We start from the raw sequence: 21,931 nt of genomic DNA on the forward strand, positions 1-21,931 counted from the left end.
GCCAATCCGGGTATTGACCAAAAGAGTACTCTGCAATATAGAGTTCTCTATAGCTGAATAGGCTGAGAGGAGTAGATCATGGCAATTCGAGTGCTGCGCGGCGTTGTGAACGGGCTGAAATGGGCCCTGTGTGCGGTCGGCTGTGTGGCGCTGATCCTGGCTGCCATGATCGCAACGCCGCTGGAGCGGCCGCCGGAGATGAAGTCGGTCTCCGACTCATCGAAGGGGATAGACTGGTCCACGCTGCCTCCGCTCGAGCGCTTCCAGGCCCGCGACGGCACCTGGATCGGTTTCCGCCACTACGCTGCCAATGGTCTTGCAACCGGCCGTGGCGCGATCTTCATCCACGGCTCGTCCGGCTCCAGCGGCACCGTCAATCATGCCCTGACCCATGCCATCGCCGCGCGCGGCGTGGAGACCTGGGCGCTCGACATCCGCGGCCATGGTGGCTCCGGCACGCGCGGCGATATCGGCTATGTCGGCCAGCTCGAGGACGACCTCGTCGACTTCGTCGCTCAAATCCGCAAGACCGCGCCGGAGCTGCCGCTCACCTTGATCGGCCATTCCGCCGGCGCCGGCTTCTCGCTGCGCGTCGCCGCGACGCCGATCATGCAGGACATGTTCGTGCGCACCGTGCTGCTCGCACCCTATCTCGGCTATGACGCGCCGACCAACAAGCCGCATGCCGGCGGCTGGGCCAATGTCGACCTGCCGCGCTTCTTCGCGCTGGCCACGCTGCGCAAGATCGGCATCGACTGCTGTTCGCAGCTTCCGGTGCTCGCGCTCGCCGTGCCGGCGAGTTCGGCAAAATATCTCGTCGCCACCTATTCGGACCGCCTGACGCGCAATTTCGCGACGCGCGGCTATCGCCTCGATCTTCCGGCGGCGACACGTCCGGTCACGATCTTCGGCGGCGCCGAGGACGAGATGATGATCTCGGATAAATATGCAGAAACCGTGCAGGCGGTGAAGCCATCGGTCGACGTCAAGATCATCGACGGCATCAACCACATGGGCATCGTCACCAACCCGAAGGCGATCTCGGTCATCGCCGACGATGTGGCGACGCGCGGGACAGGGCAGTCATGATCGACAGCAAGGAAGCCTCCGCGGCGCTGGCCGATATCGACGACATCGTCCAGCGCGTGAAGCAATCGCAGCTCTACGAGCTGGCGAGCCACGCCGCCGTCTGGTGGGGCGCATTGGTGTTCGCGGGCAATCTCGTGACCTGGCTTTGGCCGGTCTATGCGGGCTACGCCTGGGTTGCCGTGGACGTTTTGGGCGCCGGCGGTCTGGTGGTGCTGCGCATTCTCAATCCGCCGCATCACCCCCATGGCGCCGCCTTCAACATCAGACTGCTTCTGGTGTTCGCGCTGTTCTTCGCCTTCGGTTATCTCTGCACCAACGTGATCGGTCATTTCGGTCCGCGCCAGCTGGGCACGTTCTGGCCGCTCTACTTCATGCTGTTCTATTCGCTGGCGGGTCTCTGGTTCGGCTATGCCTTCATGGCGATCGGTCTCGGTATCTCCGCGCTGACGCTGATCGGCTATTTCTACATCGGCGAGGCGTTCCCGCTCTGGATGGCCTTCGTCAATGGCGGAGGCCTGATCCTCGGCGGCCTCTGGATGCGGCGGATCTGATGGCCGAGCTCGACGACATCATCCACCAGCCGTTGCGGCTGAAGATCATGGCGGCACTGAACGCGCTGCCGGCCACCGCAGGATTGGAATTTTCCCGGCTGAAAAAGCTCACCGGCGCCACCGACGGCAATCTCGGTGCGCATATCGAGACGCTGGCCAAGGCGGGCTACGTGTCGGTGGAGAAAGCCTTCGTCGGCAAGAAGCCGCAGACCACGGTGACCGCGACCGCTGCGGGGCGCGGAGCGTTCGCGCGGCATGTGGCGACGCTGCAGGAGATTATTGCGGGGAAGCAGGGGTAGGACGTACTCATAAATGTCGGCTTACCAACGCAAAGCGGAAGTCTCCCACCTCGGGCATGATCGATGGCTTGTGACCCGAAGCTGACCTGCGAGGCTCGCCCGTACAACGATAGTCCATATCAATTGGGGATTGCCGGCATTGCGATGGCCGATTGCTGCGGGTCCAAAGCTATCTCGATACACGCTCCTTCAAAACTGTCCGCACCTTCAAGTGCCAGAAGCTCATTGCGACGATTGAGGGCACCCACGACATCGATTAATCTATGTTAAGGCCGCGCCCGTAACTGGGAGGTAAAATGTTCCCAACGGGGAAGGCGTGCGATGGACTACCGCGCTTATATCATGGGCGAGGACGGGCGGATCAGCGGCGTTCATGAGATCGATTGCGCCAACGACGACGAGGCCACAGCCAAAGCGAGACAGCTGCTCGACGGCCACGATTTAGAAGTGTGGCACAGAGATCGGCGCGTCACTGTTCTCAAGCACCACACAAGACAGTAAGGCCGCTCAGTGGCGGTCGCGGCCATGCAATGTCCCCGGTCAGGCGGCCCTTAGCGGACATGCTCATCAGCTTGTCCTGACGCCGATAACCGCCATTAGCGGACCCTCGCGAACCCGTACCTACGGGGGGAACCAAGGGGCCCGTGATGCGTTAAGAGCAGTTCGGCGGGCCGGAGGGGCGTCCGCCCATTGCACGAACGACGCTCGTATCGGGTCGTCGTTCCTCTCGCCCCCGAGAGCCGGGCACCCGCATGTCGAACGTAGAAGAATTCCCACTCTCCGCCCGGCACCGCCCCACGGAGTTCGAGGCCCTGGTTGCGGCCGGCGCTGCCGCGCTCGATGCCATTCCGGGCGCAGTCTATCTCTGTGACGCGGAGGGGCTGCTGGTCGCCTATAACGCGGAGGCTGTGGTGCTGTGGGGGCGCACACCTGATGTTGGGAGGGAGCGCTTCTGCGGTTCACACCAGCTCTACCTGCTGGATGGAACTCCCCTCGCGCATGCCGACTGCCCCATGGCCACCGCCGTTCGCGCGGGAACGCCGACGCGCAATGCCGAAGTGATAATGGCGCGGCCGGATGGCTCTCGCTTCACGGCCATGGTCAACATCCGGGCGTTGCGCGACTTTTCTGGTCGCATCCAGGGCGCCATCAATTGCTTCCAGGACATCACCGGACGCAAGCAGGTCGAGGAGGAAGTCCGCCGCACGACGCAGGATCTGCAGGACTTTTTCGACAACGGCGCGGTGGGCCTTCACATCGTCAGTGGCGAGGGAATTATCATTCGCGCCAATAAGGCCGAATTGGATCTGCTTGGGTACCGGCCCGAGGAGTATATCGGGCGTCATGTCGCCGAGTTCCACGCCGACGCTCCCGTGATTGGCGATATTCTCCAGCGTCTTTCATGCGGTGAGCCGCTGCAGCGCTACCCTGCCCGGCTGCGCGCCCGCGACGGCACGATCAAGCATGTCCTGATTACCTCGAACAGCCGCATTGTGGACGGCAAGTTTGTCAACACGCGCTGCTTCACGACCGACGTCACCGAACTGCATGCTGCCGAAGAGGCACGGCAAGCAAGTGAGGCGCGGCTTGCGGCGACTTATGAGGCCGCCAGCGTCGGCATTTCGGAGACCGACGAGAACGGTCGCTTCTTGCGGGTGAATGATTCCCTCTGCCGCATCACCGCGCGCAAACGCGACGAACTGTTGGGGATGACCTTCCTCGACTACACCGATTCCAACGATCAGACCGAAGATGCCGAATTGTACGCGCGGCAAGTCCGCGGCGACATCGAGAACTACACGGTTCGCAAGCGTGTACTACGGCCTGACGGGTCCGTTCGCCATCTGGATATCTTCAGTTCGTCGGTGCGGGATTCGGAAGGCTGCTTCCTTTATGGCGTGCGGGTCGCTCAGGATGTCACCACCACCAAGCAACTGGAGGATCGCTTGCGTGAAGGCGAGCAGCGCATGCGCGATCTCCTCGAGGCGTTGCCAGCAGCCATCTACACGACGGACGCCAAGGGGCGCATTAATTTCTTCAATCGGGCTGCCGTCGAGATGGCGGGCAGAACGCCGCAGCCAGGCGACGAATGGTGTGTGACCTGGAAGCTCTATTGGCCCGACGGCTCGCCGCTGCCGCACAATGAATGCCCGATGGCTGTTGCGCTGCGCGAAAACCGGCCGGTTCGCGGTGCCGAAGCGGTGGCCGAACGTCCAGACGGCAGACGCGTGCCGTTTATTCCTTTTCCAACGCCGCTGCGCGACGCGGACGGCAATCTTGTCGGCGCCATCAACATGCTCGTCGACATTAGCGAGCGGAAGAACGCCGAGAACGCTCAAAAGGCTCTCATCGACGAACTAAACCACCGTGTGAAAAACACCCTGGCCACGGTGCAATCTCTGGCGAACCAGACCGCCCGTCACGCCGCCGATCTGCAGGAATTTCTGCCGACCTTCACGGGACGGCTGCTTGCGCTCGCCCGCGGACATGACCTGCTGACGAAGCGAAACTGGCAGGATACGCCTTTCGAAAAGCTCGTCCACGATATCGTCGCTCCGATGTCGGGCGGACGGGTGCTGACTAGCGGGCCGCACGTTGAACTAGACGCCCGCATGGCACTTAGCATCACCATGGTGCTCAACGAGCTTCTGACCAATGCGGCGAAGTACGGCGCACTCTCAGTGCCGAATGGATCAGTTTCGCTCACTTGGCGGATCAGCGCCGGCGAGCGCTCGCAAGCCGTGCTGGATTGCGAATGGCACGAACGTGGCGGACCACCTGTTACGCCTCCAAAGCGGCGCGGCTTCGGCACGCGGTTGATGGAACGTTGCGTCGAGCATGATCTCGCAGGTGAGTTCGATCTGGTATTCGAGCCGGAGGGCACTCGCTGCCGCATGGTGTTTCCCATTATGCCTGCAGCGTCCAATGGTTGAGCTGTCCGGCGCCAAGGTTCTCCTGGTCGAAGATGAGGGCCTTGTGGCCCTCATGCTCGAAGATATGCTTGAGGAACTGGGCTTGAAGGTCGTTGCCTCAGCAGCCCACGTACAAAAGGCGTGCGAACTCGCGACGACGGCATCGTTCGATTTGGCGCTCCTTGATGTGAACCTGGCTGGCGAACTTGTTTTTCCGGTAGCTCGCATCTTGCGGGAGCGAAGGATTCCCTTCCTGTTCAGCACGGGTTACGGCGGACCTCCGCTCGAGGAGGAGTTCAACAGTTCGCCCGCGATAGGCAAGCCGTTTTCTATCGATCAGTTGAACGAGAAATTGCGGGCGATTCTGGCGCTCCCATAGCAGGACGGCTTCGCGCGTTTCCTTGCGTCGGATGCCGATCCGGGCGCCGTGTGCAGGTGCCGAAAGCGAGTACGATTCTCCGGGGTCCGAGGCATCAAGGGGCCAACGCTGCTTTACTGGTACAAAGCTCGTAGGATGGGTTGAGCCCTTGCGAAACCCATCGCTTCTCTATCCCCGTTCTCCGAAATCGCGGCCGTCATCCGACTGATCGCCGGCCCAATCGGCCGGGTAATTGCCGAACTTTATGTGGCGATGAAACGAGGAGGGCGCCCAGTCACGGACTCTGTCGACGAGCCCGTGCTTGACCGGATTGATATGAACATAGTCTACATGCCGCGCGAAATCAGCTTCGTCGCGAATGGTATGCTCCCAATATCTGCTTGCCAGATGCCCCGTTCACCTTTGGCCGCGCGGCTTGGGGATATCCTCTCGTTGCGCGCCAAGCCGCGCGAAAAGGTGGATTTGATCAACTGCCAGCGCATTGCAAAATCGGCACCACCTTCTGGCAACGTCCACACCGTGTGAAGGTGATCAGGCAGCACCACGATGGCATCGATCGTGAATGGATGGCGTCGGTGCGTTTCACGAAACGCCGTGCGCAACAACCCGATATGATCCGTCAGCAACGCTAGCTTCCGCTCCGCCAGGTTGACCGTGAAGAAGAAGCACCCACCCGGAAGAAAGTTGCGGCGGTACGCGGTCATGACGGGACGTTACCACGAAACAAGTGCGATGGGTTTCGCAAGGGCTCAACCCATCCTACGGGCTGCTTACGGTACAAGGTGAGCGTAAAATGGGTCCGTTAGAGCGACTGCGTGGATGGTTTTCAACTGGGTTACTGCCACCGGCGCAATGCCCGCGTTCCGAAGGAGCGAGAGGAGCATCAAAAACTTTGCGTGCGAAATGCGATTTGGAAGTGAAGTGTTGTGAGCAACGATGAACTTTCTGATGGCTGTGAAGCCAGCAACGGTATTAGCAAGCTCGCGGTGAAGCTGCGTTACACTTGAGGTAGCAAAGCCCCCTGCCTTGCGAAGTATTGCCTCAAACTTTGATTGAAGCGGAGAGCCAACAAATCTGGAAAACATTCCTGCGACTAATCGAGTGAGATGCTCGTTGCTTCCCCACATGGAGGCCTTCGTGTCAATTATTGCCATGAGTTCATCGTTCGATGAGTACTTCGAAGCAAGCCAGATTTGGGCATACAAGCTCCATATAGACGAAGAACCGAGACCACTTAGCGTTTGTTTGATGTGTCCACGTACCCAACTATTGTCCGGCAAACGTGCCGCCACAATGGCACTGGCGATTTCGACAAGGGACGCGTCATCTACGAGATGGCCATCTTGAAGGATTTGGGTAAGCAAGTTGAGCTTGAGAGCAGGAGAGCCGGTCAATCCCATCGCTGGTCGTCTGCGTATGGTCCCGATGAATTCGGGCTCGCGCCTCAGCGGCGAGCGCTGGAATGACGGGGAGTTCGGGCGCCGCCCCCTTGAGCCCGGCCCCGATTCGTGCGACCTCCGCCCCCAGCAAATCCCTCATTTCTGAGCCCTCGATGCACATTCTCCTGCTTGGTTCCGGCGGTCGCGAACATGCCCTGGCGTGGAAGATCGCGGCCTCTCCCCTGGTGACCAAATTCTGGTGCGCGCCGGGCAATGCCGGGATCGCGCGCGAGGCGGAATGCGTGGCGCTCGATGTCGCCGACCATGCCGCCGTGATCGACTTCTGCAAGACGAATGCGGTCGAGCTCGTGGTGGTCGGCCCGGAGACGCCGCTGGCGGCCGGTATCGTCGATGACCTCACCGCCGCCGGCATCAAGGCGTTCGGGCCGGACAGGATCCCCGCCCAGCTCGAAAGCTCGAAGGGCTTCACCAAGGCGCTGTGCACCGAGTTCGGCATTCCGACCGGCGCCTACAAGCGATTCACCAACGCCGCCGATGCGCGTGCCTACGTCCAGAGCCAGGGCGCGCCGATCGTGGTCAAGGCCGACGGTCTTGCCGCCGGCAAGGGCGTCGTCGTCGCCAAGTCGGTGCGCGAGGCGGAGGACGCCATCGCCATGATGTTCGACGGCACCTTTGGCGAGGCCGGCGCCGAGGTCGTGATCGAGGAGTTCTTGCCGGGCCGCGAGATCAGCTTCTTCGCGCTGTGCGACGGCGAGACCGCCATTCCGCTGGCCTCCGCGCAGGACCACAAGCGCGTGTTCGACCATGACGTCGGCCCGAACACCGGCGGCATGGGCGCCTATTCGCCGACGCCGCTGGTCACGCCGGCGATCCATGACGCGATCATGGCCAAGATCATTCTGCCGACGGTATCAGGCATGAAGCAGCGCGGCACGCCGTTTCGCGGCATTCTCTACGCCGGGATCATGCTGACGACGCAAGGGCCAAAACTGTTCGAGTTCAACGTCCGCTTCGGCGATCCCGAGTGCCAGGTGCTGATGCTCAGGATGATGTCGGACATCGTGCCGGCCTTCCTCGCCGCCTGCGACGGGCAGCTGAAGAACTTTGACCTGCGCTGGCATCCGGAGGCCGCGCTCACGGTGGTGATGGCGGCAAAGGGATATCCCGGCGATTACCAGAAAGGCACGCGGATCGAGGGGCTCGATGACGCCGCCAAGGTCGAGACCGCCGAGATCTTCCACGCCGGCACGGTCGAGAAGGACGGCGCCATCCTCGCCAATGGCGGCCGCGTCCTCAATGTCTGCGCGCTCGGCAAGACCGTGACGGAAGCGCAGGTGCGCGCCTACCAGGCCGTCGACCGCATCAATTGGCCGGAAGGCTTCTGCCGCCGCGACATCGGCTGGCAGGCCGTGGACGCCGAGAAGTCCAAGGGCTGACACGCTTTTTTCGCACGCGCGCGCAATTTCCGCCGTGCCCGTCGGCACTCCGAATTTGTGTAGGCGGCTGTTGGACTTAGCTACTGTGCATGGGGTTGTTTTTCGACTTTTTTGTTTTGGGGCATTCTCAAGACCGAGCAGATCCCACGCTGACAGATAAGGATGCAGAAGATGTCCGATCTCGCCGACCTCTATCCCGGCTTCGCCTCCGAATGGATCAACACCTCCTTCGGCCGCATCTTCGCCCGCGTCGGCGGCAAGGGACCGCCGCTGTTGCTGCTGCACGGCTTCTCCGAGACCAACGTGATGTGGCACCGCGTGGCGCCGCAGCTGGCCGACCGGTTCACGCTGATCATCGCCGATCTGCCCGGCTATGGCTGGTCCGACATGCCCGAGAGCGACGCGCTGCACATGCCCTACAGCAAGCGCGCGATGGCCAAGGCCATGGTCGAGGCGATGGAGCGCCTCGGCCACGTGCACTTCGCGCTCGCCGGCCATGATCGCGGCGGCCGCGTCTCGTATCGGCTGGCGCTCGATCATCCCGGCCGGCTGTCGAAGCTTGCGGTGCTCGATATCCTGCCGACCTACAATTACTGGGAGCGGATGAACCGCGCCTATGCGCTGAAGATCTATCACTGGACTTTTCTGGCGCAGCCCTATCCGCTGCCGGAGACGCTGGTCGCGAGCAATGGCGAGTTCTTCCTGCGCTTCAAGATGGCGAGCCAGACCAAATCGAAGACGCTCGATGCGATCGACAAGCGCGCGCTCGAACACTACATCGCCCCGTTCCGCGATCCCGCCCGCGTCCACGCGATGTGCGAGGATTATCGCGCCGGCGCCTATTTCGACTACGATCTCGACAAGGCCGATTTCGAGGCCGGCAAGAAGATCACCATTCCGATGCTGGCGCTGTGGGGCAATGCCGGCGTGGCGCAAGCCGCCGCCACCCCGCTCGACATCTGGAAGCAATGGGCGACCAACGTGGACGGCATGCCGGTGGATTCCGGCCACTTCCTCACCGAGGAAAATCCCGGCGTCACCGCGAAGGCGCTGCGCGAGTTCTTTGCCGCGCCTTAGCGCCGCTCGCGAAAGAAGTCCTTCAGCATCCGCGCCGACTCGCTTTCGCCGACCCCGGAATAGACATCCGGGACGTGATGGCAGGTCGGCGAGGTGAAGAACCGCACACCTGATTCAACCGCGCCGCCCTTGGGGTCGGCGGCGCCGTAATACAGGCGCCTCACCCTTGCAAACGAGATCGCGCCCGCACACATGGTGCACGGCTCCAGCGTCACGTAGAGGTCGCAGTCGACCAGACGCTCGCTGCCGATCTTTTTGGCCGCCTCGCGCAGCGCAACGATCTCGGCATGGGCCGTGGGGTCGTAATCGGTTAACGTCCGGTTCGCCGCGGTGGCGATGACCTCGTAATTGCGGACCACGACACATCCGATCGGAACTTCGCCCGCCTTTCCGGCGTTTTCGGCCGTTTTGAGCGCCAAATCCATGAAAGAGGGGGCTTTCAAGCCTCGTATCATCGCGAGAAACCTGCTAGTAGCTGCGCCTTCAGCAGAAGTGCTTGACCGAATTTGCCTGAGCATGCGGCTCGAGACGAGCGCGCACAATGCTTTCTGGCCATCCCCTGAGTGAGATTATTCATGCCTCGCGACAGCGACAAAGACAACGATTCCCGCGGCCGGCGTGATCGCGGCCCGGCCAAGGGAGGCCCGGCCAAGGGCCGGTCCGGCAAACCACGCGGGCCCGACAAGAAGTTCGCCAAGCGCGGCCCTCCCGGGGACAAAGGCGACGCCCGCCCGCCCCGCGGCGACCGCGACAGCCGTCCATCATTCCGCCGCCGCGAGGAGGGCGATGCCCCGCGCCGCGACTTCAGCGACCGCCCGAAGTTCAATCGCCAAGACCGGCCGCGTGAAGACCGGCCGCGCGGCGAGGATCGTGGCGAGCGCAGCTTCAAGCCGCGTGGCGATCGTCCCTTCAAGCCGCGTGAAGACCGTCCGTTTTCCGATCGTCCGTCGCGCGACGGCGAGAAGCGCCCGTTCAAGCCCCGTGGTGACCGCCCATTTTCTGATCGCCCCTCGCGCGATGGCGACAAGCGGCCGTTCAAGCCGCGCGGTGATCGCCCGTCCTATGGGCGTGATGACCGTCCGCCGCGCAGGGATCGCGACGATTCCCGTCCGGCCGGCCGAACCGGTGACGCGAAGTTTGGCGACAAGCGACCTTATGCGCCGCGTGGCGACCGTCCGGAACGCAAGTTCGACGGCGAGCGGAAGTTTTCGCGCGGCGCACCGGACCGCAATCGCAGCGAGCGCAGCGATTCAAAACCCTGGCAGAAGCGCGATGCGGCGCCTCGCGGCGACCGGCCGCCGCGCAAGGACTTCAGCAAGGGTCCGCGCAAGGATTTTGGCGGCAGCGACCGCGGTGGGGACAAGCCCTGGCAGAAGCGCGACGATCGTCCATCGGGTGATCGTCCGTTCCGCGAGCGCCCCAAATTCGATCGTCCTCGCGATGATCGTCCGAGGTTCGATCGCGGCGGCGATCGCCCGAAATTCGATCGTCCGCGCGAGCGTTCCGAGGGCCGTTCCGACTGGCACGAGCATCCCCGCAGCGAAGCGCGTTCCGGCGATCGTCCACGCCGCGAAAACGAGGACGAGAGCAGGATCTTCGAGAAGCGTCCGGCCTTCGGCGGTCGCGGCGCCTATCGCGAGCGCGATCGTGATTCCGAGCGGCGGCCGCGCCGCGAGGAAGAGACCAAGCCGAAGAAGGCCGGCGAGCGTATCGCCAAGGTGCTGTCGCGCGCGGGCCTCGCCTCGCGCCGCGATGCCGAGGAGATGGTCACGCAGGGCCGCGTCAGCGTCAACGGCCGTGTCATCAATTCGCCGGCGCTCGACATCACCTCGAACGATGTCGTCACTGTCGACGGCAAGCCGTTGCCGGAGCGCGAGCGCACGCGGCTGTTCCTCTATCACAAGCCCCGCGGCCTCATGACGACGCATGACGATCCCGAGGGCCGTCCGACCGTGTTCGACAATCTGCCCGAAGGTCTGCCGCGGCTGATCAGCGTCGGCCGGCTCGACTTCAACACCGAGGGCCTGCTGCTGCTCACCAATGATGGCGGGCTCGCGCGCACGCTCGAGCTGCCGGACACCGGCTGGCTGCGCCGCTACCGTGTCCGCGCCCATGGCGACGTCACGCAGGCGCAGCTCGACGAGCTGAAGAACGGCATCGAGATCGAGGGCATCAAATACGGTCCGATCGACGCCACGCTGGAGCGTGACCAGGGCGCGAATGTCTGGCTGGTTTTCGCGATCCGCGAGGGCAAGAACCGCGAAGTGCGCAACGTCTGCGCTCATCTCGGGCTCGAGGTGAACCGGCTGATCCGGGTCTCCTACGGCCCGTTCCAGCTCGGCGAGGTCCCCGAGGGCCAGGTCGACGAGATCAAGTCCCGCGTGCTGCGCGACCAGCTCGGCGAAAAGATCATCGAGAAATCGGGTGCGCAGTTCGACGTGCCGCAGAAATCTGCCTCGCATGAGGGCGACGACGTGCCGCGCGAGAAGAAGCCGGCGACCAAGCGCGGCGTGATCAACGACCGCAAGGGCCGCCGCGTGCTGGTGCAACGCACCGGCAGCGAGGAAGCGCGCGAGCGCAACGAGGCTGAGGCGAGCGGCTACGGCCCGCCGCGCCGTCCCAAGCGCGGCTATCACGGCAAGCGCGATCTGGCGCCGAAGGAGGACTGACGTTGCGCGTCGTCGGCGGTCGATTGAAGGGGCGCAATCTGGCCTCACCGTCCTCGCGCGACATCCGCCCCACGGCGGACCGCCTGCGTGAGTCCGTGTTCAACATCCTCGTGCACGCCTATGACGATCCGATTGCGGATGCGCGCGTGCTCGATCTCTTCGCCGGCACCGGTGCGCTGGGAATCGAAGCGTCTTCACGCGGCGCGAAGTTCACGCTGTTCGTCGACAACGGCGCGGAAGCGCGCGCCCTGCTGCGGAATAATGTCGAGACGCTGGGCCTGGGTGGCGTGACAAAAGTCTATCGCCGTGATGCCACCGATCTCGGGCCTGCGCATCCGGTCGAGCCGTTCTCGCTGGTGTTCCTCGATCCGCCCTATGGCAAAGGGTTTGCGGAGAAGGCGCTTGCGAGCTTGCGCGACGGGGGCTGGCTCACGCCGGGCGCGCTGCTCGTGGTGGAAGAGGCGAAGGCTGCGCAGTTCGTCACGCCGGAAGGCTTCGAGGAATTGGAGCGGCGCGCTTATGACGACACGGAGTTCGTGTTTTTGAAGCGGCCGTAATTTCGAACGTTACCGTCGCCCGAACAGCTTCTCGACATCCGACAGCTTCAGCTCGACATAGGTCGGCCGGCCGTGATTGCACTGGCCGGAGTTCGGGGTGTCCTCCATCTCGCGGAGCAGGGCATTCATCTCCTCCGGTCGCAGCCTGCGGCCGGCGCGCACCGAGCCGTGGCAGGCCATGGTGGCGGCGACGTGCATCAGGCGGCGCTCCAGAGGCAGCGCCTCGTCCCACTCGGCCATGTGCTCGGAAAGATCGCGCAACAGGCCGCCGGCGTTGGTCTTGCCGAGCAGCGACGGCGTCTCGCGCACCGCAACCGCGCCGGGGCCGAAGGATTCGATCGCAAGGCCGAACGACGCCAGCTCCTCGCTGCGCTCGAGCAGGCGCTCCACCGTGGCCTCGTCCATCTCGACGATCTCGGGGATCAGCAGGATCTGCCGCTGCACGCCGTTGGCCGCCAGCGAGGCCTTCAGCCGTTCATAGACGATGCGTTCATGCGCGGCGTGCTGGTCGACGATGATCAGGCCGTCGCGGGTCTGCGAGACGATATAGGTCTCGTGGATCTGGGTGCGCGCAGCGCCGAGCGGGCGGTCGACCAGGTCACTGACTGGCTGGGATTCGATCCGCACGTCCGCGCTGGGTGCGCCGACATCGAACGCGGCCTGTGCGCGCTCGGCGAAGGCCGGCACGGCGGCACCGTCGAATGACGGCATCGGCGCGACCGGGGCGGATGGCGACTGGCGCCAGTCCCAGCTTGCCGGGCGCGGCGTGAATGCGGGGCGGAACGAGGACAGCGCGCTTTCGCCGCTGTTGGCGGCGGTGCGCCGGCCCTCCCGCGCAAGCCCGTCCTTCAATCCGTGCACGATCAGCGCGCGGACCAGGCCGGCGTTGCGAAACCGCACCTCGGTCTTGGCCGGATGCACGTTGGCGTCGACCTCGCGCGGATCGAGCGTGACAAACAGCGCCAGCACCGGATGGCGGTCGCGCGGCAGATAGTCGGCATAGGCCCCGCGGACTGCCCCTAGGATCAGCTTGTCGCGCACCGGGCGGCCGTTGACGAAGAGATATTGCCCGAGCGCGTTGGCTTTGGTCAGCGCCGGCGCTGCGGCATAGCCGGCGACCACCACGCCCTCGCGCTCGGCATGGACCCCGATGGCATGGCTGCGGAACTCCGCCCCCAGGATGTCGCCGAGACGGGTCAGGCGACCGGCGACGCCGGGCAGCGCCGCAGCCCAGGTCACCGGCGCGCGCTCTTCGCCCGCGAGCGTGAAAGCGATTTCGGGTCGCGCCATCGCGAGGCGCCGCACCACCTCACGGATCGCTTCCGCCTCGGTCCGGTCGGTCTTCAAGAACTTCAGCCGCGCCGGCGTCGCGTAGAAGAGGTCGTTGACCTCGACCCGCGTGCCGTGGGCCAGCGCCGCCGGCATGATCTCGGATTTCTCGCCGCCCTCGACATTGAGCGCCCAGGCGTGCGGCTCGCTGGCATGCCGCGTGGTGATGGCAAGCCGCGCCACGGAGCCGATCGAGGGCAGCGCCTCGCCGCGGAATCCGAGCGTGCGGATCTGCAGCAAGTCCTCGTCGTCGAGCTTGGAGGTGGCGTGACGCTCGACCGCCAGCGACAGGTCCCTGGCGGTCATGCCGCCGCCGTCGTCGGTGATGCCGATCCGCCGGCGTCCGCCGCCATCGGTAAAGACGTCGATCCGGCTCGCGCCGGCGTCGATGGCGTTCTCGACCAGTTCCTTGACCACGCTCGCGGGACGCTCGACCACTTCGCCGGCGGCGATGCGGTTGACGACCTGTTCGGGTAATTGGCGGACGGGCATGAAACTCGATTTTCGGCTTTGATCTTGGGCTTCGATCTGGATTCGCGGAGAACGCCATTCTAGGCCGTGTTGCGTCAAAAGCATGTGTTGGGCAACAGGAACGTGGCGGGCTGGGGAAAAGGGCTATCTATCGCATTGATGGGATTGGACGTTCGAGAAAATCGCGCAACCGGGATGGATCGATCTCCGGCTGCCGTCCCGATTGTGGGGTACCGGGCTGCGGTGTAGCATCGCGAAAAAATGGCAACAGGACGGGAGGACGCCATGTGCCATCTCTTCGCGCATCAGCCCCAAGGCGACTACGAATCCCAGACCCGCTCGTTGCGGATCGGTGGGCATTGCACCTCGATCCGGCTGGAAATGGCATTCTGGGACACGCTGGAGGAGATCGCGGCCAAGGAGAACATGAGCGTCGGCAAGTTCCTGACGACGCTCTACACCGAGGTGCTCGACCATCACGGCGAGGTCAACAATTTCGCTTCGTTGCTGCGCTGCTCCTGCCTGATCTACCGCTCCAAGACGGCAGCGCCGGTGCAGGCGTTCAAGACGACGGTTGCGCCCATCCTCGATGCAGCGGAATAGCCCTGATGTCGTCCTGGCGAAGGCCAGGACCCATACCGCGGAATCCATCAGCGATGGGCGGTATGAGTCCCGAACAACAAGCCTTCGCCGAACTCCTTCCCGGGGCAATGGGTCCTGGCTTTCGCCAGGACGACGAACGAGATTGGATCAAATTTCCTTCTTCTGCATCGCACCCGCAATGTAATCCGCCTGCCGGATCGCCAGCGAGACGATGGTCAGCGTCGGATTGCAGGCTGCGCCGCTGGTGAACTGGCTGCCGTCGGAGACGAACAGGTTCTTGACGTCGTGGCTTTGCCCGAACTTGTTGACCACACCATCCCTGGGCTTCTCGCTCATCCGGTTGGTGCCGAGATTGTGCGTGCTCGGATAGGGCGGTGTCGGATAGCTCACGGTGGCGCCGACGGCGTCGTAGACCGCAGCGCCCTGCTTGTAGGCGTGCGCGCGCATCGCGAGATCGTTGGGATGATCGTCGAAGTGCACGCTTGCGACCGGCTGGCCGAACTTGTCCTTCACGACAGGATCGAGCGTGATGCGGTTGGTTTCCTGCGCCATGTCCTCGCCGACCAGCCACATCCCGGCCATCCTGGGATAACCGTCGAGCGCGGCGGTGAACGGACGTCCCCAGGCGCCGGGGTTGAGGAACGCCGCCATGAAGGGCAGTCCGAGCGACAGCGTCTCCATCTCGTAGCCGCCGACGAAGCCGCGCTTCGGATTGTTGGCGGCCTCGTCGCGGATGATGCCGGCCATGGTGGTGCCGCGATACATGTGCACCGACTTCTCGAACACGGCATAGACGCTACCGGTCATGTGGCGCATGTAATTGCGGCCGACCTGACCGCTTGAGTTGCCGAGGCCGTCGGGGAACATCGTGGATGCGCTGTTCAACAGCAGCCGTGGGCTTTCAATCGAATTGCCGGCGACCGCAACGATGCGTGCCTTCTGGCGCTGCATTGCACCGCTCTCGTCGGCGTAAACCACGCCGGTGACTTTGCCGGCGGCATCGTGCTCGATCTTGACCGCCATGCTGGCGGGGCGAACCTCGAGATTGCCGGTCGCCTCGCCCTTGGGTATCTCGGTGTAGAGCGTCGACCATTTCGCGCCGGACTTGCAGCCCTGGAAGCAGAAGCCGATCTGCTGACAGGCGCCGCGTCCGTCGCGCGGCTGGCTGTTGATCGCCATGTTGCCGGTGTGCACCGTCTTGTAGCCGAGCTTCTTTGCGCCGGCCTCCATCACTCTGAAGTTATTGTTGCCGGGAAGTCCGGGAATGCCGTTGGTGCGGGTCACGCCCATCTTGTTCTCGGCCTTGGCGTACCACGGCTCCATCTCCGCGAGCGTGACCGGCCAGTCCAGCAGGTTGGCGCCGGGAATGTTGCCGTAGGTGCTCTTCACCTTGAACTCGTGCTCGTCGAACCGCAGCGACGCGCCAGCCCAGTGTGTGGTCGAGCCGCCGACCGCCTTGACGATCCAGGCGGGAAGACCCGAGAAGTCTTTTGCGACGCGCCATGATCCCGATGTGGTGCGCGCATCGGTCCAGGCGAGCTGCGAGAAACTCTCCCACTCGTCATTGACGAAGTCCTGATTCTCGATGCGGGGACCTGCTTCGAGAATCACGACCTTGACGCCCTTCTGTGCGAGCTCGTTACCCAGCGTGCCGCCGCCGGCACCGGAGCCGACGATCACCACAACGCTGGAGTCGTTCAGATCGAATTTTGCCATATGCGTTCTCCTGAACCGTTGGGTGAGCCTTAAGCCTTCGGCAGCCAGTCGATGTCGGCGAAGCCGCGGTTGATGTAGCCGCCGTGTTCGGCGGAGGAGCCCTCGTAGCCGAACCGCGGCCAGACCTCTTTCTGGTTGTAGAGAGAGACGACGAGGTCGCCGCGCACCTTCTGGAAGAAGTCGCTCTGCTCGATCTCCTTCAAAAGCACCACGCGGTCGGCTTCCCAGGGCACTTCGACATAGGGCGCCTTGTGGCGATCACGCGCGTTCTGATCGAGCCTGGTGATGCCGTCGCTGATTAGCGCCTTGACGGCGGGGTCCTTGGCGGCCTTTCCGTCCCACGGCTTGATCGCGGTGATGTAGTAGCTGTCGCCGAGGACGTCGTGTGGATAGATATCGCGCGCGACTTTCAGCAGCGTCTTCATCGTCGCGGGCGAAAGCGCGCTTGCCTCGTCGGCCCAGGCGCCCTCGATGCTGACGGCGACGCTGGTCGCGACTGCCGCGACCGGCACGGCGGCCGCGGCGCCCTTGAGAAAGATGCGGCGGCTGTGCCTGCTTCGACGATCGACTTCTCTCATGGCATTCCTCCTTTTATGATTTTGATTTTGTGGTTCGATCAGTTGAAACGTCCGCCGCGCTGGATCACCTCGATCTTGTAGCCGTCGGGATCGCTGACGAAGAAGAAGCGCGCCAGCGTTTTGCCGTCGTGCTTGAAGTCGCGCAGCGGACCCGGTGCGAGCTTCTCACGCTCGAAGCGGGCATGTTCGGCATCGAGATCCTCGACCACCACGGCGAGATGTCCGTAGCCGTCGCCGAGCGCATACGACTCCTTGCGATCGAAATTGACCGTCAGCTCCAACTCGAAGGGTGAGGAGGGGTGACGCAGATAGATCAGGGCAAAGTCTGCGAACTTCAGACGGTCGGTGACTTCCAGGCCAAAGGCCCGTCTGTAGAAGTCGAGCGAGCGCGCCTCGTCGAGTGCGCGGATCATGGAATGGACCGGCTTTGCCACTCAGTTCTGCTCCTTAAGAAAGGCGATGATGGCGGCGCGCGTCTCCGGCTTCGCCTGCCGGTAGACCATGACCACGCCGGGAATCACGGCTTGCGGATTGGTCAGCCATGCGTCGAGCTTCGTCTCGTCCCAGGCGAAGGCTGCTTTTGCGAGGGGCTCTGAATAGTGAAAGCCTTCGACCTTGCCGGCGGGCCGCCCGACGATCCCGACCAGCGGCGGACCCTGCCGCACCGGTTCTGACAGGTTCGTGGTGTGGCACACCGCGCATTGCTGCTTGAACAGTGTTGCGCCATCCGGCGGCTTTGCAGCCGGCAAGGGCATCTGCGCCTCGGCCACCCGCACCACCAGCACCACCGCTGTGCACAATCCCAGCACGATCGCGCGCATCGTCAAAAGTCCGCCCGTCGACGTCAATTCAGCGTGCGCAAACTCTAGGCGCGGCAAAACATGCGGTGGTAGTAGCGGGCTGTTTCGCTGCGTGCGGAGGTGCACGCGGGTGCGTTGTTCCGCGCTGCCGTATATGCGGAGGACAATTCCGCGAAACCGCCGTCAAATCCCTAAACGATCACCACACGAGACAGGTTGCATTGCGGTCGCGCCGTTCGAGCTCGTAACGCGATGGACTGGTTCGGCTCAGACGGACGGCGCATCAAGCCGCCGAACCGATCATCGCGAAAATCCAGGAGAAATGGATGAAGTTGGTGAAGACCTCCGCAATCGCATGCGCCGTCTCGGCTCTCATTGTGACACCGGTTCTCGCGCAAGGTACGTCGTCTGGCGCGAGGCCTAGCGGCGCCGTGCAAAGCAAACCCATGCAAGGCAGCACAATGGGCAGCGGCGACGAGGAGATGAGCGCCCAGCCGGGCGCGGCGGGCGAGACGACGGGCATGAAGCCGACGAAGGGCACCAGGGGCACGGTTGGCACCACGGGCAGTGCTGCACACAAAGGGACCGCCGACGATTCCGCGACGGGCGGTGCAGCCACGGGCAAGCGCTACTAGCCAATGGAGTGAGACGGCAGAACTCCGGTCGCCCTGCGGCCGGAGTTCTTTTGCAGTCTCTGCTAGTCGTCGAAACCGCGCCCGCGCTTCGACTTGATGTCGCTGCGGTGTTTCTTGCCCTCGAGCCGGCGCTGCTTGGAGCCAAAGGTCGGCTTTGTCGCGCGCCTCGGCTTCGGCCGGATCATGGCTTCGCCGAGCATCTCCGTAAGGCGGTCGATGGCGTCCTGGCGGTTGCGCTCCTGGGTGCGGAAGCGTTGGGCCTGGATCACGATGACGCCGTCCTTGGTCATGCGCTGCCCTGCGAGCCGGGCGAGGCGCAACGCGGCATCCTCCGGAAGCGTCAGCTTCCGGGTGTCGAAGCGCAATTGCGCCGAGGTCGCGACCTTGTTGACGTTCTGCCCGCCCGGGCCGGAGGCGCGGACAAAGCCGATCTCGATGTCGTCCTCGTCGATGACAAGATCGCGGGATATCCGCAGCATGGTGGCACCATTCGTGATGCCCGGACATATCCCGGACGCCCAAGTTCGGCAATGGCGCCCCCAAATGCAAATGGCCGGGCGAGCCCGGCCATTTCAGAAGGGTATGGAAGACGTCAGTTCGACTTCGTCGCCGGTGCGGCTGCCGGTTGCGCCGCGGCCTGCGGAGCGCGGCCGACGACGACGGTCAGGAGGCCCTGGCCCCAGAGGCGCTTTGCGGCCGCCTTGGCGTCGTCCATGGTGACCGCATCCACGACGGCGTTGCGCTTCTCGATATAGTCGATCGGCAGCTTGTCCTGCTGATATTGCAGCAGCGCCTGCGCGAGCTTCGAGGAGGTGTCGAGCGCCAGCATCTGCGAGCCCTTGAGGTAGGATTTGGCCTCGTCGAGCTCCTTCTGCGTCGGGCCTTCCTCGGCGATCCGGCGCACCTCCTTGTCGATGGCATCGATGGTGTCGCCGGCACGGTCGGCGCGGGTGCCGGTATTGCCGATGAAAACCGCCGAATGCTCCATCCAAAGCAGTGATTCGAACACCGAATAGGCGAGCCCGCGCTTCTCGCGCACCTCGCGATAGAGCCGCGAGGACAACCCGCCGCCGCCGAGGATGTGGTTGACGACATAGGCCGCCATGAAGTTCGGATCGCTGCGCTTCACCCCGGGACCGCCGAAGGTGATCACGGTCTGGGGCACGTCGAGCGTCACGAAGGCGCGTTGCGGCGGCTTGGCGGCCTCGACGTCGGGGACGGGCACGAGATTGGCCTTGGCCGGCAGGCTACCAAATGTGTGGTCGAGCAGCTTGCCGAGCGTATCGGGATCCACGTCGCCAACCACCGCGATCTTGAGCGTGTCCTTGGCGAGCACGCGGCCGACATAATCCTTCATGTCGGCAACCGTAATGGTCGGAACGCTGTCGAGGTTGCCGTTGGACTGCCGACTGTAGGGATGATCGCCAAAGGCAACCTCCAGGAATTTGCGGCTCGCGAGCGAGGTCGGGTTGGTTGTCTCGCGGCGCAGGCCCGAGATCACCTGCGAGCGAATGCGTTCGACGTCGGCAGTTTCGAAATGCGGCGAGGTCAGCGCGCTCCGCAGCAGGTCGAAGGCCTCGTCCTTGTTGTCGCGCAGCATGCGCAGGCTGCCGCGGAACGTGTCGCGGGTGGCGCTGAAAGAGAGCTCGATGGCACGGCGATCGAGCCGCTCATGGAAGGTCTTGGAATCGAGATCGCCGGAGCCTTCGTCGAGGAGATCGCCGACCAGATTGGCGACGCCCGATTTGTCCTTGGGATCCTGGGCCGAACCGCCGGCAAAGGAATATTCCATGGCGATCAGCGGCACGGTCGCATCCTGCACGAACCAGGCCTCGATGCCGCCCGGCGAGGTCAAATGCTGGATCTTCGCCGCCGCCTGTGACGGCGAGACGGTAGCGAGCGCGAGTGCCGCGCCGGTGGCAAAGGAGAATGCAACGCGTCGAAGGAAGGGATAGGTCACGAACGCTTCTCCTCGCGCTTGGTGGTCGCGGTGTCTTTGATCAGATAGCCCGTCACCGAGCGCTTCTTCTCGAGCCATTTCTGCGCGACGGTGCGGACCTGCTCGGCGGTGACGGCGCGGATGCGATCTGGCCAGCTCCGGATGTCCTCGATCGACAGGCCCGTGGTCAGTGCGCCGCCATACCAGCGCGCCAGCACCGCCTGGTTGTCCTGGGCGTAGATCGCCTCGGCGATGAGCTGGGTCTTGACCCGCTCGAGATCCTCGGCGCGGATCGGATTCTGCGCGATGTCGGCAATGACGCCGTCGACCACCTGCTCGACCTCGGCGAAGCTGACCCCGGATTTGGGCGAAGCCGAGATCGCGAACTGGGTCGGGTCGAGCGAGATGCTCGAATAGCTGGCGCTGGCGGAGACCGCGAGCGGCTTGTCCACCACGAGCGCGCGGTAGAGATAGGAATTGCTGCCGCTGCCCATCAGCTGCGCCAGCACGTCGAGGGCCGCGCTTTCGCCGGCCGCAGCCGTGGTCGCCGAGGGCACTAGGTAATAGCGTCGCAGGCCGGGTTGCTCGACGCGCGGATCGGCCAGGGTCACGGTGCGCGGCGCCGCGGGTTCCGGCTCCTGCGGGCGGACGCGGCGCGCCGGGATCGCGGGCTGCGCCGGGATGGCGCCGAAATTGCGCTCGACCAGCGGGCGGATGTCGGCGGGCTCGACGTCGCCGGCGATCACCAGGATCGCGTTGTTCGGCGCATAGAAGCGGCGGTAGAAGGCGAGCGCATCCTCGCGATCGAGCTTCTCGATCTCCTGGTGCCAGCCGATCACCGGCCGGCCGTAGGGATGGTTGAGATAGAGCGCGGCCATGATCTGCTCGTTCAGCCGCGCGTCCGGATTGTTGGCGACGCGCATGTTGTATTCTTCGAGCACGACGTCACGCTCGGGCAACACGTTCTCGTCCTTGAGGATCAGGCCGGTCATGCGGTCGGCCTCGAATTCCATCATGGTCGGCAACTGCTCGCGCGGCACGCGCTGGTAGTAGTTGGTGTAGTCGACCGAAGTCGAGGCGTTCTCGTTGCCGCCGACGCGGAGCACGGTCTGGGAGAATTCGCCGACCGCATGCTTCGATGTGCCCTTGAACATCAGGTGCTCGAGGAAGTGCGCGAGCCCGGACTTGCCGGGCGTCTCGTCCGCCGAGCCGACCTTGTACCAGATCATTTCCGTGACGACGGGCGTGCGGTGGTCGGGAATCACCACGACCTGCATGCCGTTTCCAAGCGTGAAGCTGGCGGGCGGAGCCGATGTCACCGTGGTCTGCGCAAGGGATGCGCCGGCCGTGAGGACACTCGTCGAAAGCAGCGCGGCAAGGAGGCGGGCAGCCGATCGGTAAGAGGACATCATGATCCTTATGAAAGGCCGAGCCCGGATGTCCGGCTCGGAGGCACGGCATGGTACACCGTGCGGCAAACGCTTCGCGTCA

Annotated in this window: 22 protein-coding genes and 1 pseudogene; 12 read left to right on the plus strand and 11 right to left on the minus strand. The window is 64.0% G+C overall.

The annotated features are described in order from the left end of the window. Positions 1–78 precede the first annotated feature (78 nt). From IVA93_RS04925 to IVA93_RS04950, 6 genes are all read left to right on the plus strand, one after another. Positions 79–1,089, plus strand: coding sequence for an alpha/beta hydrolase (locus IVA93_RS04925; protein WP_026232535.1), 1,011 nt, complete (start codon positions 79–81; stop codon positions 1,087–1,089). After that, a complete protein-coding gene (locus IVA93_RS04930) occupies positions 1,086–1,640 on the plus strand; it encodes a hypothetical protein (RefSeq protein ID WP_247299349.1) in 555 nt (184 codons plus the stop codon). The genes IVA93_RS04925 and IVA93_RS04930 overlap by 4 nt, the downstream gene beginning before the upstream one ends. After that, positions 1,640–1,939, plus strand: a complete 300-nt coding sequence (locus tag IVA93_RS04935; RefSeq protein ID WP_018453460.1) for a winged helix-turn-helix domain-containing protein — start codon at positions 1,640–1,642, stop codon at positions 1,937–1,939. The genes IVA93_RS04930 and IVA93_RS04935 overlap by 1 nt, the downstream gene beginning before the upstream one ends. Positions 1,940–2,260: 321 nt before the next feature. Beyond that, a complete protein-coding gene (locus tag IVA93_RS04940) occupies positions 2,261–2,440 on the plus strand; it encodes a hypothetical protein (protein WP_018453462.1) in 180 nt (59 codons plus the stop codon). A gap of 251 nt (positions 2,441–2,691) precedes the next feature. After that, the gene (locus IVA93_RS04945) at positions 2,692–4,872 is read left to right on the plus strand and encodes a PAS domain-containing sensor histidine kinase (RefSeq protein ID WP_018453463.1); all 2,181 of its coding nucleotides are present in this window, start codon (positions 2,692–2,694) and stop codon (positions 4,870–4,872) included. Further along, positions 4,865–5,230 (plus strand): response regulator, encoded by a 366-nt coding sequence (locus IVA93_RS04950; RefSeq protein WP_018453464.1) that lies wholly within the window; start codon positions 4,865–4,867, stop codon positions 5,228–5,230. The genes IVA93_RS04945 and IVA93_RS04950 overlap by 8 nt, the downstream gene beginning before the upstream one ends. 168 nt (positions 5,231–5,398) lie before the next feature. Here IVA93_RS04950 and IVA93_RS04955 read toward each other — a convergent pair. Both IVA93_RS04955 and IVA93_RS04960 read right to left on the minus strand, forming a co-directional pair. Beyond that, a pseudogene (locus IVA93_RS04955) lies at positions 5,399–5,934 on the minus strand (REP-associated tyrosine transposase). A 66-nt stretch (positions 5,935–6,000) separates the two neighbouring features. Continuing rightward, complete coding sequence (locus IVA93_RS04960; protein WP_018453465.1) at positions 6,001–6,630, minus strand: hypothetical protein; 630 nt, start codon at positions 6,628–6,630, stop codon at positions 6,001–6,003. Between the two features lie 152 nt (positions 6,631–6,782). Here IVA93_RS04960 and purD point away from each other — a divergent pair, with 152 nt between their 5' ends. After that, positions 6,783–8,066, plus strand: a complete 1,284-nt coding sequence (purD, locus tag IVA93_RS04965; RefSeq protein ID WP_018453466.1) for a phosphoribosylamine--glycine ligase — start codon at positions 6,783–6,785, stop codon at positions 8,064–8,066. 171 nt (positions 8,067–8,237) lie between these two features. Beyond that, a complete protein-coding gene (locus tag IVA93_RS04970; RefSeq protein ID WP_026232536.1) occupies positions 8,238–9,143 on the plus strand; it encodes an alpha/beta fold hydrolase in 906 nt (301 codons plus the stop codon). On the opposite strand, the gene IVA93_RS04975 is transcribed toward IVA93_RS04970, so the two are convergent. Continuing rightward, positions 9,140–9,598, minus strand: coding sequence for a nucleoside deaminase (locus IVA93_RS04975; protein ID WP_039798664.1), 459 nt, complete (start codon positions 9,596–9,598; stop codon positions 9,140–9,142). The genes IVA93_RS04970 and IVA93_RS04975 overlap by 4 nt on opposite strands. Before the next feature lie 120 nt (positions 9,599–9,718). Between IVA93_RS04975 and IVA93_RS04980 the strand changes: the two genes are divergently transcribed. Both IVA93_RS04980 and rsmD read left to right on the plus strand, forming a co-directional pair. Continuing rightward, positions 9,719–11,812 carry a pseudouridine synthase gene (locus IVA93_RS04980; protein WP_018453469.1) on the plus strand — a complete coding sequence of 698 codons (2,094 nt, stop codon included), beginning with the start codon at positions 9,719–9,721 and terminating at the stop codon, positions 11,810–11,812. 2 nt (positions 11,813–11,814) lie between these two features. Next, complete coding sequence (gene rsmD / locus IVA93_RS04985; RefSeq protein WP_018453470.1) at positions 11,815–12,369, plus strand: 16S rRNA (guanine(966)-N(2))-methyltransferase RsmD; 555 nt, start codon at positions 11,815–11,817, stop codon at positions 12,367–12,369. 9 nt (positions 12,370–12,378) lie between these two features. Here rsmD and mutL read toward each other — a convergent pair whose 3' ends face one another. Continuing rightward, positions 12,379–14,190, minus strand: a complete 1,812-nt coding sequence (gene mutL, locus IVA93_RS04990; protein ID WP_018453471.1) for a DNA mismatch repair endonuclease MutL — start codon at positions 14,188–14,190, stop codon at positions 12,379–12,381. A gap of 264 nt (positions 14,191–14,454) precedes the next feature. Between mutL and IVA93_RS04995 the strand changes: the two genes are divergently transcribed. Then, on the plus strand, positions 14,455–14,772 hold the full coding sequence (locus tag IVA93_RS04995; protein ID WP_018453472.1) for a ribbon-helix-helix domain-containing protein: 318 nt from the start codon (positions 14,455–14,457) through the stop codon (positions 14,770–14,772). A 147-nt stretch (positions 14,773–14,919) separates the two neighbouring features. On the opposite strand, the gene IVA93_RS05000 is transcribed toward IVA93_RS04995, so the two are convergent. Genes IVA93_RS05000 through IVA93_RS05015 form a run of 4 tightly spaced genes read right to left on the minus strand, consistent with a single transcriptional unit; the run spans position 14,920 to position 17,887 of the window. Then, the gene (locus IVA93_RS05000; RefSeq protein ID WP_085350087.1) at positions 14,920–16,488 is read right to left on the minus strand and encodes a GMC family oxidoreductase; all 1,569 of its coding nucleotides are present in this window, start codon (positions 16,486–16,488) and stop codon (positions 14,920–14,922) included. 29 nt (positions 16,489–16,517) lie between these two features. Continuing rightward, entirely contained in the window at positions 16,518–17,066 is a 549-nt protein-coding gene (locus tag IVA93_RS05005) for a hypothetical protein (protein ID WP_018453474.1), read from the minus strand. Between the two features lie 38 nt (positions 17,067–17,104). Beyond that, positions 17,105–17,500, minus strand: a complete 396-nt coding sequence (locus tag IVA93_RS05010) for a VOC family protein (protein WP_018453475.1) — start codon at positions 17,498–17,500, stop codon at positions 17,105–17,107. Beyond that, the gene (locus IVA93_RS05015) at positions 17,501–17,887 is read right to left on the minus strand and encodes a c-type cytochrome (RefSeq protein WP_018453476.1); all 387 of its coding nucleotides are present in this window, start codon (positions 17,885–17,887) and stop codon (positions 17,501–17,503) included. Between the two features lie 425 nt (positions 17,888–18,312). Here IVA93_RS05015 and IVA93_RS05020 point away from each other — a divergent pair, with 425 nt between their 5' ends. Further along, the gene (locus IVA93_RS05020; RefSeq protein WP_240544164.1) at positions 18,313–18,501 is read left to right on the plus strand and encodes a hypothetical protein; all 189 of its coding nucleotides are present in this window, start codon (positions 18,313–18,315) and stop codon (positions 18,499–18,501) included. 62 nt (positions 18,502–18,563) lie between these two features. On the opposite strand, the gene arfB is transcribed toward IVA93_RS05020, so the two are convergent. The 3 genes from arfB to IVA93_RS05035 all read right to left on the minus strand — a co-directional run bounded on the left by arfB (position 18,564) and on the right by IVA93_RS05035 (position 21,852). Then, positions 18,564–18,980 carry an alternative ribosome rescue aminoacyl-tRNA hydrolase ArfB gene (gene arfB, locus IVA93_RS05025; protein ID WP_018453479.1) on the minus strand — a complete coding sequence of 139 codons (417 nt, stop codon included), beginning with the start codon at positions 18,978–18,980 and terminating at the stop codon, positions 18,564–18,566. A 113-nt stretch (positions 18,981–19,093) separates the two neighbouring features. Continuing rightward, positions 19,094–20,461 (minus strand): M16 family metallopeptidase, encoded by a 1,368-nt coding sequence (locus tag IVA93_RS05030; RefSeq protein ID WP_018453480.1) that lies wholly within the window; start codon positions 20,459–20,461, stop codon positions 19,094–19,096. Next, positions 20,458–21,852 (minus strand): M16 family metallopeptidase, encoded by a 1,395-nt coding sequence (locus tag IVA93_RS05035; RefSeq protein WP_018453481.1) that lies wholly within the window; start codon positions 21,850–21,852, stop codon positions 20,458–20,460. Before IVA93_RS05035 ends, IVA93_RS05030 begins: the two co-directional genes overlap by 4 nt. Between the last annotated feature and the right edge of the window lie 79 nt (positions 21,853–21,931).

The organism is Bradyrhizobium sp. 155 (assembly GCF_023101105.1).
GTDB lineage: Bacteria > Pseudomonadota > Alphaproteobacteria > Rhizobiales > Xanthobacteraceae > Bradyrhizobium > Bradyrhizobium canariense_D.